Below are 12,135 nucleotides of genomic sequence, written 5' to 3' on the forward strand. Positions count from 1 at the left end.
CCTGGAAACAGCCACCGCCGGGGCGGCGTCCTAGCCTTTCGGCCGGCCCTCCTGGCCGCCCTCGTCGTCCTCGCCTTCGTCCGGACGCCCGAAGTCGTCCTTTGCAGTGTCGGCAGCGCTGTCCTGTCCGCCGGCACCATCGCCGTCTTCCGCCTCAGGTGCGGAGTCGAAGCCGCCACTGAGGAGCTTCTGCAGGGCGTCGTCCACTTCGCTGTCGCTGGCCTCAGCCAGCTTGCGGCGGGCGCTGAAGCCCTTGGGATCGTCCAGGTCCTCGGCAGTCGGCAGCAGGTCCGGGTGGTGCCAGATGGCGTCCCGGCCGTCGATGCCGCGCTCTTCCTTGAGGGTGGCCCACAACGTGGCAGCATCCCGGAGCCTGCGGGGCCGCAGTTCCAGGCCGACCAGGGAGGCGAAAGCGTGCTCCGCCGGGCCGCCGGTTGCCCTGCGCCGCCGCACTGTCTCGCGCAGCGCCCCCGCGGACGGCAGCACGTTCTCGGTGGCCGCTGCGGTGAGTTCGTCCACCCAGCCCTCCACCAGGGCCAGGGCGGTCTCAAGTTTTTCAAGGGCCTGTTCCTGGGCGGGTGTCCGCTGCGGCATGAAGACGCCCTGCGACAGGGCTTCCTGGATGCCTTCCGGGTTGCTGGGGTCAAGGTCCCGCGCGAGCTCCTCAATGCGTGAGGTGTCAATGTGGATGCCGCGGGCGTAGGCCTCAATTGCGCCCAGCAGATGCCCTCGGAGCCAGGGGACCTGGACAAACAGCCGTGCATGGGCTGCTTCCCGCACCGCAAGGAAAAGCCGGATGTCGTTCTCGGGCAGGGACAGGCCCTCCCCGAACGCCGCGACGTTGGCCGGCAGCAGTGCCATCTCAAGGTCCGCGAGGGGCACGCCGATGTCGGTGGAACTGACTACATCAGCGGACAGGGCACCGATCGCCTGACCCAGCTGCATGCCAAAGATCGCGCCGCCCATGTTCTGGAGCATCGAGGACGCCCCGCCCATCATGGACTTCATTTCCTCGGGCATCTGCTCCGTCATGGCGGAGGACAGGGCATTGGCGATGCTGTTGGCCACCGGCTCGGTGAGCCGTTTCCAGGTGCCCAGCGTCGCCTCAACCCATTCCGCCCGGGACCAGGCCCGGCCGATCAGGCCGGTGGCGGGAAGATCCGTGACGGGGTCCAGCCAAAGTTCCGCCAGGCGCAGTGCCTCATCAACCTCGCGTGACTGCAGGGACGTCACCGACGGGTCGCTTCCGCTCGCGGCTACGCGGCGGGCGTTGTCATGGGCAAGCTGCCAGTTGACGGGGCCCTCGGACGGGGCGCTCATCATTGCCTGCACCTGGGAGAACATCTGGGCCAGCAGGTTGGGGTCGTTCGGAAGCCCCGCAGCCTTGGCCAGCTCGGCGGGGTCGAAATTCTCCATCCCCTTGCCGCCCATCAGGTTCTGCAGCATCTCGGTCAACGGGTCCTTGGGGGTGTCGTCGCCGTTGGACGGATTGAGTGGATTGGAGGTCATGATCCCGCCGATCGTCGGTGTGGCTGTCAACCTTCACGGTACCCCGGCCATGGTCGGCTGTCTGCCGGACGGCGTTGCCGTTCGCTCTAGGCAAAGAGCTGGCATCCACCGGCACCGCGTAGTCTTGGTTGGGTGACTACAACCCGCGGCGGCCACCCCTCAGAGGACCACGCTCCCGAGCTTTACACCCGCAATATGACTGCGGAAACAGGCGAAACGCCCCCGCCCCCCACACCTGGCCATGAAGAAAAGGCCGACGACGGCACGGCGGGCGGTGCGTCCGCTGCGGAACGCGCTCCCCGGGACAGGAAAGTGTCGGCGATGCTGCTCGCGGGAATGTCGGCGCTCGGCCTGGGAATCGCTGTGGGCACCCTTCCCGTGCCGTACGTCGTGGAGTCGCCCGGACCTACGTACAACACTTTGGGTGAAAGCCAGGGAAGTCCGGTCATCAGCATCAGCGGCCGGGAAACGTACCCGGCCAAGGGAAACCTCGACCTGACAACCGTCTATGTGGACGGCGGACCCAACGGGCCAGTCAGCATCCTTGATGCGTTCTCGGCGTGGATCGACCCGTCCAAGGCAGTCCATCCCGTGGAACTGCTCTATCCCACGGGAACCACCAAGGAAGAGGCCGAGGAACAGAGTTCCGTGGCCATGACCACTTCGCAGGAGAACGCCGTCGCCTCTGCCCTGAAGGAGCTCGATATACCCTTTGGGCAGCAGCTTCAGGCAGCCGACCTGTCCGAAAATTCCGCCTCCGCCGGAAAGATCCAGCCCGGCGACATCCTGAAAACCATCAACGGCAAGGACATCACCGCACTGGCCGTCGTCCAGGAAGAGCTGGCTGCGGGAAACGGCGCGCCGGCCTCCGTGGTGGTGGAGCGTGACGGGCAGCCGGTCACGGAAACCATCACCCCCAAGGACAACGGCGAGGGCCGCTTCATCCTCGGAGTGATGCTCAAATACCTGTTCACCTTCCCGTTCGATGTCGAGATCTCGCTTGAGAAAGTCGGCGGCCCCAGCGCAGGGCTGATGTTTTCCCTTGGCATCATCGACACCGTCACGCCAGGGGATCTGACCGGCGGCAAGCATATTGCGGGCACCGGCACGATCTCCCCGGACGGCCTTGTGGGACCCATCGGCGGCATCGAACAGAAACTCCAAGGGGCGCGGGCCGGGGGAGCGACGCTGTTCCTCGCGCCCGCCGCAAACTGCCAGGAGGTAGCAGGGCGCATCCCCGATGGCCTGCAGGTAGTCCGGGTGGAGACCCTGGCGGAGGCGCGCGACGCCGTCGAACGTGCGGGTAACGGTCAGGACACGTCCGGCCTCCCGGCGTGCCCGGGCAACTAGACTGGGCGCAACTAGACTCGACAGGAACTAAGCTTTACCGCCACTCGTGGCAAATATGACGGACCAAACCGGCCGTTTGACCGGTGCCGGACGTCGCCCGCACGCACGCTCTGATTTATCTGACGACCAGCTATGAGGTACCCAGTTTGTCCCGTCCCGCCAGCACCATGTCCACAGGCAGGCCCCCTTCACGACGCGGGGCGTTGACGCCCACCTTGATCGTTGTTGCCCTGGTGGTAGTGGGCTTCATCTTCTTCGCCAACGTCTGGACCGACGTCCTCTGGTACCGGCAGTTGGGCTTCATCGAGGTGTTCATCACTGAGAACCTGGTCCGGATCGGTATTTTCGCCGCCGGGTTCGCCATCATGTTCCTGGCGGTGTTTTTTGCCATCCGCATCGCGTACAACGCCCGGCCGGTGTACGCCCCCGACTCGGAAATCAGGGACAACCTGAACCGGTACCAGGCGCAGCTGGAACCCGTCCGCCGCGTGGTGATGATCGGCCTTCCCGTCCTCTTCGGGCTCTTCGCCGGCAGTGCAGCCGCCAGCCAGTGGCAGAAGGTCCTCCTGTTCTTCAACCAGGAGCCCTTCGGAAAAGAAGACCCCGAATTCGGCATGGACATCAGCTTCTACCTGATGACGCTCCCGTTCCTCGGCTTCGTGACCGGATTCCTGATCAGTGTTGTGGTGATTGCCGGGATCGCGGGCATCCTGACGCATTACCTCTACGGCAGCATCCGCCTGATGGAACGCGGTGTCTTCACCAGCCGGGCTGCGCAAATCCATATCGCCGTCGCCGGCGCTTCCTTCCTGGTGCTCCTTGGCATCAACTTCTGGCTGGACCGCTTCACTGCAGTGCAGAGCAACAGCGGACGCTGGGCCGGCGCCCTTTACACGGATGTCAACGCCGTCATCCCCACAAAGGCCATCCTTGCGGTGGCAGCGGTGCTCGTTGCCATCCTGTTCGTGGTTGCCGCCATCATCGGCAAATGGCGGCTGCCGGTCATCGGAACCGCGATGCTGGTCATTACGTCGATCCTGGCCGGCGGTGTCTACCCCTGGGTGATCCAGCAGTTCCAGGTCCGTCCCTCGGAAGAGACGCTGGAAAAGGAATACATCCAGCGCAATATCGATAACACACGGGCGGCCTACGGCCTGGACAAGATCCAGGTGGAACGCTATGACGCCACCAACACAGCCAGCACCGGGGCCCTCGCCCCGGACGCCCAGACCACGGCAAACATCCGCTTGCTGGACCCGAACCTGATTTCGGATGCGTTCTCGCAGCTGGAACAGTACCGCCCGTACTACCAGTTCCCGGAAGCCCTCAACGTGGACCGGTACGAGGTGGACGGCAAGATCCAGGACACCGTCATCGCGGTCCGCGAACTCAACCCGGCCAACGTGGCCACCAACCAGCAGGGCTGGCTCAACCAGCACGTGGTGTACACCCATGGCTACGGTGTTGTGGCTGCCAAGGGCAACAAGTTCACGGTGGACGGCAAGCCGGAATTCCTGCAGTCGGGTATTCCGTCGACCGGTGTCCTTGGTGACGACTCAACCTACGAGCCCCGGATCTACTTCGGTGAATCCTCTCCGGACTACTCGATCGTCGGCGCCCCGGACGGCGCCCCTGCCCGCGAGCAGGACAGGCCTTCGGGCCGGGAAGGCGAGGGGGACAACCAGTACACCTTTGAAGGCAACGGCGGGCCCAACGTGGGAACGTTCTTCAACCGCGTGCTGTACTCCATCAAGTTCCAGTCCTCTGACCTGCTGCTTTCGGACGGCGTCAACCCGGAATCCCAGATCCTCTACGACCGCAATCCCCGTGAGCGCGTGGAAAAAGTGGCCCCGTACCTGACGGTGGATGGCAACGCCTATCCGGCTGTGGTGGACGGGCGCGTCAAGTGGATCGTGGACGGTTACACCACCAGCCAGTACTACCCGTACTCCCAGCAGGAGCGGCTCTCCGACGCCACGGCGGACACCCAAACCACGTCCGGCCGAGCAGTTGCCTTGCCCAACAGCACTGTCAACTACATCCGGAACTCCGTGAAAGCCACCGTTGATGCCTACGACGGTTCGGTCACCCTGTACGCCTGGGATGACCAGGACCCGCTGCTGAAGTCCTGGCAGAAGGTGTTCCCCACGTCGCTCAAGCCGTTCTCGGAGATGTCCGGCGATGTCATGAGTCACGTCCGGTACCCGGAGGACCTGTTCAAGGTCCAGCGCCAGCTCCTGGGGGAGTACCACGTAACCGATCCGTCCACGTTCTACCAGACCAAGGATGTCTGGAGCGTGCCGGCGGATCCCACCGTTGATTCCAACAGCGGCGTCAAGCAGCCGCCGTTCTACATGTCGCTGCAGATGCCGGACCAGGACAAGCCCGCCTTCCAGCTGACGTCGTCGTTCATTCCGCAGATTGTCAACGGAAACGCCCGAAACGTCCTCTACGGCTTCCTGGCTGCTGACTCGGATGCGGGTAACGAAGCAGGCGTTAAGGCGGAGAGCTACGGCAAGCTGAGGCTGCTGCAGATTCCGCCGGAGATCCAGGTGCCGGGCCCCGGCCAGGCGCAAAACAAGTTCAACTCCGATCCCACGGTGTCCCAGGCACTTAACCTGCTGCGCCAGGGTGCCTCTGAAGTGCTCAACGGCAACCTGCTGACGCTTCCGGTGGGCGGCGGCATCCTGTACGTCCAGCCTGTGTACCTCAAGTCCACCGGCGAGACGTCCTACCCCACGCTGCAGCGTGTCCTTGTGGCCTTCGGCGACAAGGTGGGCTTCGCTCCCACCCTCGATGAGGCACTGAAGCAGCTCTTCGGAGGGGACTCCGGAGCTGCCGCAGGCGATTCGGACAACAACGGCCAGACCCCTGCAGACCCGGCTGCGCCGGGAACGCCTGCGGGTGCGGACGCCAAGGCTGAACTGAAAGCCGCACTGGACGAAGCGAATGCGGCGATCCAGGCCGGACAGTCTGCCCTTGCCGCAGGGGACTTCGCGGCCTACGGCGAGGCGCAGAAGAAGATTGCGGCGGCCCTCCAGAAGGCTGTGGCTGCGGAAGCCAAGATCCCGGTGGCTGCGCCGGAGGCAACCCCCGCGCCGGCAGCCACCGGAGCCCCTGAAGCAAGCCCGTCACCCTCAGCCACCAGCTGATTACGGCGGAGGTAAACGGCACCTGCTCCTTTGGGGCAGGTGCCGTTTCCGTGGGCGAGACGGAGATCACGCCTTCCCAATTTGGCCTGGTGTTCACGTACCGGTAAAGTAGTTCTTGCGACGCGGGGTGGAGCAGTTCGGTAGCTCGCTGGGCTCATAACCCAGAGGTCACAGGTTCAAATCCTGTCCCCGCAACTGAAGGAAACATCCGGACACTGGAAATAGTGTCCGGATGTTTTCGTTTAAGCCCGGCGCCATCGCGGTATCCGACGGGAAAATCCCGGAGTGGAAAACGAAGCCGGAAAACTAGGGTAGTGTTGTTTCAGCGACGCGGGGTGGAGCAGTTCGGTAGCTCGCTGGGCTCATAACCCAGAGGTCACAGGTTCAAATCCTGTCCCCGCAACTATGTGAAGACCCCGACCGGCCTACCAGCCGGACGGGGTCTTCTTTTTTCCGTGGATACGTGCAGTTCCTAGTATTCTCTTTCGCAGAGCCTCACACGACGTGAGCACTTGGCCAGTCATTCTCGAGAGGAATGTTGTTCGATGTCCACACCCACGAAGAAGCCCCGTACCGCGGCGGGTAAGCGGTCGCGACTCTACTGGGCGGTGCCTGCCGTCCTCGGAGGGCTGGTCCTGGTGGTGCTGGTTGCCAAGTGGCTGATGGGGCTGCCTGCCGTGGCTTCCTTCGTGGCGGACTACCCGGGACACTCAGAGCTTCCGGACAACGCTCCGGTAGGCTTTCCTGCCTGGCTCGCCTGGCAGCACTTCCTGAACGCGTTCTTCCTGCTGCTGATCATCCGCACAGGGTGGCAGGTGCGGACCACCACCCGCCCCAGCGGACACTGGACACGGAACAACAAGGGCCTGATCAAGACGAAGAACCCGCCAACCAAGATCAGCCTCGAGCTGTGGTTCCACCTGACGCTGGATGTCCTGTGGATCCTTAACGGCCTGGTCTTCGCGGTCCTGCTTTTCGCCACCGGCCAGTGGATGCGGATTGTTCCCACGAGCTGGGACGTCATTCCCAATGCACTGTCCGCGGCCCTGCAGTACGCATCCCTGGACTGGCCCACCGAGAACGGCTGGGTCAACTACAACGCCCTGCAGTTGCTCTCCTACTTCGGTACTGTCTTCATTGCCGCTCCGCTGGCGTTTGTCACGGGCCTGCGCATGTCCGGTGCGTGGCCCAAGAAGGCTGCGGGCCTGAACAGGGCCTTCCCCATCGAGTGGGCGCGCGCCGTCCACTTCCCCGTGATGATCTACTTCGTGGCTTTCATCGCCGTGCACGTCTTCCTCGTGCTGGCTACTGGAGCCCTGCGCAACCTCAACCATATGTACGGTGTGCGAGACGACGACGGCTGGTTCGGCTTCTGGATCTTCCTCGCCTCGGTTGTGGTGATGGTGGCCGCCTGGTTCCTGGCACGCCCGCTGTTCCTGCGGCCCATCGCCTCCCTGATGGGCAAAGTCAGCCGCTGACAGGAGCCGGCCGCCCGCGGCCTGCCAGCCGGGACGGGTCAGCTGTCCCTGAGCTTCTGGTAGGCCTCGAGGGCCCGCTCCCTGGACTCGGGCAGGTCCACCAGGGGCCGGGGATACCCGTCCAGTTCAACGCCCGCCTTCCAGGGCTCGTGGATGGCTTTACCGTCGAGGTCCGCCAGCTCAGGTATGAAGCGGCGCAGGTAGTTGCCCGCGGCGTCGAATTTCTTGCTTTGCGTGACGGGGTTGAAGATTCGGTAGTACGGTGAGGCGTCTGCTCCTGAGCCGGCAACCCACTGCCAGTTGGCAGGATTGCTGGCCGCGTCCGCGTCCACCAGGGTGTCCCAGAACCAGGCTTCCCCGACGCGCCAGTCCGTCAGGAGGTTCTTGACAAGGAAAGACGCCGCGGCCATCCGCACCCGGTTATGCATCCAGCCGGTCTGCCACAGCTGGCGCATGCCTGCATCGACGAAGGGATACCCGGTCCGGCCCTGTTGCCAGGCGTCCAGCTCATCCTTGCCGGGCTTCTCCCACTCGAACCGGTCAAAGTCGGGACGGTAGTTGCGGGTGGCAAGGTCCGGGTTGGTGTACAGAAGATGCCAGCAGAATTCCCGCCAGCCAAGCTCCGCGCGGAAGATGCCGACGTCGGCAGGCACTTTGTTCGGATAGCGGCGGCGGATCTGCCGCCACACGCGGAAAGGACTGACTTCGCCGAACCGCAGATGGGGTGAAAGCCGGCTGGTACCTTCCACGCCAGGGATATTACGGCCTGTTCCGTATTCCTCCGCCGGCCCGTCCAGGAAATCCTCGAGCCGGTTCCTTGCACCGTCCTCGCCCGGTTCCCAGACGGCGGCAAGTCCGGCACTCCAGTCGGGGGCGGAGGGCAGGAGGCCCCAGCCATCAAGTGTGTCGTCCGCCTGTGCAGTCCGGGTTCGCTTCGGAGGCGCCGGCAGCGTTCCCGGAACCTGGAGCGGGTCGCGGATATCAGCGCCGGCCAGGCAGGCCCGCCAAAACGGCGTGAACACCTTGTACGGCCCGCCCGCGCCTGTCTGGACCGTCCATGGCTCAAACAGGAGGTTCGCCTGGTAGCTCGAAGCCTGTAAACCGTTCTCAGTGGCCCACGCCTTGAGAGCAGCGTCCACCGTGCGCTCAGGCTGGCCGTAGCGGCGGTTCCAGAACAGGTGGCGGGCGTTGGTTTCCGCAACGAGTTCCCTGATGATCTCCTCGGCCGGCCCGCGGCGGAGGAGCAGGCCGGAGCCTTTGGCTTCCAGGGCAGCGGCGAGTGAGGCGAGGGAATGGTGCAGCCACCACTTCGTGGCTCCTCCAAGCGGCCGGACACCATCGGACTCCTCGTCGAGGATGTAGACGACAGTCAAGGGCAGGCCGAGCGCTGCAGCCTCGGAAAGAGCCGGATTGTCATCAAGCCGAAGATCGTCACGGAGCCAGACGATGGAAGTCTCAGTGGAAGAAGCCATGCAACCACGCTACACACTGGCAGGGACAGGTAGGGCCGGGGCCATCGATGGCCCCGGCCCTACCTTTTGTTTCTTCGGCAGGTGGTACGTCCCGCCCCTGCTCAGAGTTTGTCGAAGTCTGCTTCGTCCACCGTTGAGGCTGTTGCTGCTGAACCCGAGGCGCCAATGGCCGGCTTTGAGGAGTTGCCGGACTTCAGGGCCGCCAGGCGCGCTTCGATTTCAACCTGCTCACCAAGGTCCTCAAGCTGGTTGAACTGTGCGTCCAGGCTCGAGGCGGCGAGTTCCTGCTGGCCACGGACCTTGGCCTCCTCGCGGCGGATCTTTTCCTCGAAGCGGCCCACTTCGCTGGTGGGATCCATGAAATCGATGCTCTTGATGGCGTCGTGAACCTGGGACTGGGCGGCAGCGGTCTTCGACCGGGCCACGAGTTCGTTCCGTTTGCTGGTCAGCTCGTTGAGCTTGCCCTTCATTTGGTCCAGGCCGGACTTGAGCTTGTCCACCACTTCGCGTTGGGAGGCAATGCTGGGTTCTGCTCCCTTGGCTTCGTTTTCGGCGGACATCTGGCGCTGGAGGGCCACCTTGGCAAGGTTGTCGAACTTCTCGGCATCAACCGTGTCGCCGCTGGCGCGGTATTCGTCCGCCTTCCGCGAGGCCGCGAGGGCTTTGTTGCCCCAGTCCTGTGCGTTCTTGACGTCCTCGCGGTAGTCATCCTCGAGCATCCGCAGGTTGCCGATGGTCTGTGCCACGGCGGACTCGGCCTCAGCGATGTTGTTCGTGTAGTCGCGGACCATCTGGTCCAGCATCTTCTGGGGATCCTCAGCGTTGTCCAGCAAAGTGTTGATGTTTGCCTTAGCCAGCTGCGCGATACGGCCAAAGATGGACTGCTTAACCATGTTGCTACCTTTCGTCCTGCTCTGTGGTGACCACTGAAATCAGTGAACAGTTTTGTGTGTTGCTTTGATGTAGCGGGCGCAGATTACGGACCGGCGCCTATTTGTGGTGGTCAGAAACTGCCGGAATCGCCGCCGCCGAAGTCGCCACCGCCAAAGTCTCCGCCGCCGATATCGCCGCCGCCCCACCCTCCGCCGTCGCTGTGGCCGCCGCCCCAGCCCGCCCCACCGCCTCCGTTGAGGATCGAGTTGATGAGGATGCCGCCCAGGATGGCGCCGCCGAGGCCTCCGCCGCCGCCTCCTCCAAACATCCCGCCGCGGCCGTAGCCCTGGTTGGCGTAGCCGCCAAAGTGGTCCACGTCCGTCTGCGCCAGCTGGGCGGCCTGCGCGGCCAGGGCGTGGGCCTGCTGTGCGTAGGTCAGGGCGGTCACAGGATCGGTGCGTGAAATGGACAGGGCATAGTCAAGGTTCCGCTGCGACTCGGCCAGCCGCGTGCGTGCCTCTGTGCCCACACCGCCACGGCGGGCAGTGATGTAGTCCGACGTCGCGCTGATCTGGGCCTGGGCAGACATGATGGTCTGCTGGAGCGAAGCCTGTGCCCGGCGGGATTGTTCCTGCTGATCCCTGATGCCACTGAGGGCCTGGTCCAGGGACTGGTGGGCAGTCTCAACGCGCTGCAGCGTGGCAATGGGGTCGATCTTGCCGCCCTGGATTTCTGCCTTGACCTGCGCGAGGGCGTTTTCAACTCCGGCTACCGGTCCAGCCAATTCGGGGTGGGCGCCCGACTGGATCATGGCCCGTGCCTGCGCGAGGTCCTGGGAGGTGTCCACGACTGCACTTTCAAGGCTGCTCCGGGCTTCATCCAGGTTGGAGGAAACCTTGGCGATGGCATCCAGGAGGACGTTGGTCTGGTGCAGGCTCTCTTCGGCTGCGCGGACTGCCACAGCGGCCAGGCTGCCTTCGCCCTCAGCCAGCTTCTGCTGGGCGGTGGCGGTGGCGTTCTGCACGAATGCCAAGCGTTCCTTGGCCTGCAGGATGTTGTCGGAAACCTGGGTCAGGGCGCTTTCCGAATACTTCGAACGGAGTGAGGTGAGGGACTCTTCCGCGCTGGAGATCTTAGAGTCAGCTTCGCGCGCACCGGCGTTGACAGCCGCAAGCGCCTGCGGTGCGTTCTTCTCAAGTTCACGCAGGGAATCGAAGTCCGCCTTCTGCTCCTGGAGGGACGCCAGCGCGGCTTCGGACCGGCGGATGATCTCGCCGAGCCACGTCCGCTGCTGCTCTTCGGTGTCCGGGATGTGGTCGTCCAGCTGCTGCTGCAGTTTGAAGGATTCGCTCAGATGGGCCTTGGCTTCGTTCAGCGCCTTGGTGAAATTGCCGACGGCGGAATCACCGTACTGAGCCTGGGCGAACATGAGTTCCTGCTCGCTGGACTTGATGGCATCGTCCGCCTCGATCAGCAGGGAGCCGCCCTTGCGGCGGAGTTCCTCGATGCTCAGTGACGCCAGCGGATCGAGCTCAGCGCCCTGCGGGCCATAGCTGGCGTTGGCTGCCTGACCGGCTGTCTTCTTGCGCTTGTTGCGGAAGTAGAGGTACGCGCCGGCACCACCAGCTGCGACAACGCCCGTTCCGACCAGAACGGCTGCGCCGGCGCCCGCATCAGAGGGTACGTCACCGCTGCCGCCACTGGCGGCATCCCCAATCGCCGCTGCCGTGTCAATTGCTGCCTGGGCGAAATCCGGGTTGCCGCCGGCCAAGTTGGCCGTGACAGCGTTCTGGCTTATTGCCCCCTGCTTCGACTTGATGGGGCTGGCAGAGTTTAGTACAAAGCTGAATTTGCCGTCGTCCTTGGCTATCGCGAGGATGGCGTCGGACCTGCCCATGCCCTTCCGCGTGGCAACGGCTGCGGCCCAGTCTGCTGGCACCGTTGGGTTGGTGAACCTGTCAACGGTCACGACGTAGAGATTGTATTTGTCGTCCTTCAGCAACTTCTGGATGGCTTCTTGGACTTCGCCCTCGCGGCCTCCGAGTACATCCGCGTTATCCACGATGTTCTGGCCGGAGGGAATGCTCACCGGATCCTCGGCCCAGACCGCGCCGGCTGGCATCGCCAGGAAGGCGGTAAGCCCGATCACGGCGAATATACGTTTGAACTTTGACCGCATGTGCAACCCTTCAGCACGCCTGACACCGATTCGGGACGAATCAGTCGTCTCAGAATCCAGCAGCGCCCCCACGCTTGGTGTGAAGCCGCAGGTCGCTGTGGCAATTCATCTTGATTCTATGG

7 protein-coding genes and 2 tRNA genes are annotated in these 12,135 nt (G+C 64.0%); 5 read left to right on the plus strand and 4 right to left on the minus strand.

The features are described 5' to 3' along the window. Positions 1–30 precede the first annotated feature (30 nt). Positions 31–1,509, minus strand: coding sequence for a zinc-dependent metalloprotease (locus WHH00_RS06070; protein WP_406637352.1), 1,479 nt, complete (start codon positions 1,507–1,509; stop codon positions 31–33). Positions 1,510–1,704: 195 nt separating this feature from the next. Here WHH00_RS06070 and WHH00_RS06075 point away from each other — a divergent pair, with 195 nt between their 5' ends. From WHH00_RS06075 to WHH00_RS06095, 5 genes are all read left to right on the plus strand, one after another. Continuing rightward, on the plus strand, positions 1,705–2,859 hold the full coding sequence (locus WHH00_RS06075; protein WP_406638507.1) for a PDZ domain-containing protein: 1,155 nt from the start codon (positions 1,705–1,707) through the stop codon (positions 2,857–2,859). A 167-nt stretch (positions 2,860–3,026) separates the two neighbouring features. Further along, a complete protein-coding gene (locus tag WHH00_RS06080) occupies positions 3,027–6,011 on the plus strand; it encodes a UPF0182 family protein (protein ID WP_406638509.1) in 2,985 nt (994 codons plus the stop codon). A gap of 121 nt (positions 6,012–6,132) precedes the next feature. Then, positions 6,133–6,206: transfer RNA gene (locus WHH00_RS06085), tRNA-Met, on the plus strand. Between the two features lie 134 nt (positions 6,207–6,340). Next, positions 6,341–6,414: transfer RNA gene (locus WHH00_RS06090), tRNA-Met, on the plus strand. Positions 6,415–6,556: 142 nt separating this feature from the next. After that, positions 6,557–7,489 carry a cytochrome b/b6 domain-containing protein gene (locus tag WHH00_RS06095; RefSeq protein ID WP_406637354.1) on the plus strand — a complete coding sequence of 311 codons (933 nt, stop codon included), beginning with the start codon at positions 6,557–6,559 and terminating at the stop codon, positions 7,487–7,489. Positions 7,490–7,527: 38 nt separating this feature from the next. Here the strand turns inward: WHH00_RS06095 and WHH00_RS06100 are convergent, their stop codons facing one another. The 3 genes from WHH00_RS06100 to WHH00_RS06110 all read right to left on the minus strand — a co-directional run bounded on the left by WHH00_RS06100 (position 7,528) and on the right by WHH00_RS06110 (position 12,013). Further along, positions 7,528–8,961, minus strand: coding sequence for a cryptochrome/photolyase family protein (locus WHH00_RS06100; protein WP_406637356.1), 1,434 nt, complete (start codon positions 8,959–8,961; stop codon positions 7,528–7,530). Positions 8,962–9,062: 101 nt separating this feature from the next. Continuing rightward, a complete protein-coding gene (locus WHH00_RS06105; RefSeq protein WP_231457986.1) occupies positions 9,063–9,854 on the minus strand; it encodes a PspA/IM30 family protein in 792 nt (263 codons plus the stop codon). Between the two features lie 110 nt (positions 9,855–9,964). Continuing rightward, a complete protein-coding gene (locus WHH00_RS06110) occupies positions 9,965–12,013 on the minus strand; it encodes a TPM domain-containing protein (RefSeq protein WP_406637358.1) in 2,049 nt (682 codons plus the stop codon). Positions 12,014–12,135: the final 122 nt, after the last annotated feature.

This window comes from Pseudarthrobacter quantipunctorum (assembly GCF_045291495.1).
Taxonomy (GTDB): Bacteria; Actinomycetota; Actinomycetes; order Actinomycetales; family Micrococcaceae; genus Arthrobacter; species Arthrobacter quantipunctorum.

Coding starts and splice junctions, on each gene's coding strand:
- WHH00_RS06070 (WP_406637352.1), bottom strand. CDS start 1,509: ATGACCTCCAATCCACTCAATCCGTCCAACGGCGACGACACCCCCAAG.
- WHH00_RS06075 (WP_406638507.1), top strand. CDS start 1,705: ATGACTGCGGAAACAGGCGAAACGCCCCCGCCCCCCACACCTGGCCAT.
- WHH00_RS06080 (WP_406638509.1), top strand. CDS start 3,027: ATGTCCACAGGCAGGCCCCCTTCACGACGCGGGGCGTTGACGCCCACC.
- WHH00_RS06095 (WP_406637354.1), top strand. CDS start 6,557: ATGTCCACACCCACGAAGAAGCCCCGTACCGCGGCGGGTAAGCGGTCG.
- WHH00_RS06100 (WP_406637356.1), bottom strand. CDS start 8,961: ATGGCTTCTTCCACTGAGACTTCCATCGTCTGGCTCCGTGACGATCTT.
- WHH00_RS06105 (WP_231457986.1), bottom strand. CDS start 9,854: ATGGTTAAGCAGTCCATCTTTGGCCGTATCGCGCAGCTGGCTAAGGCA.
- WHH00_RS06110 (WP_406637358.1), bottom strand. CDS start 12,013: ATGCGGTCAAAGTTCAAACGTATATTCGCCGTGATCGGGCTTACCGCC.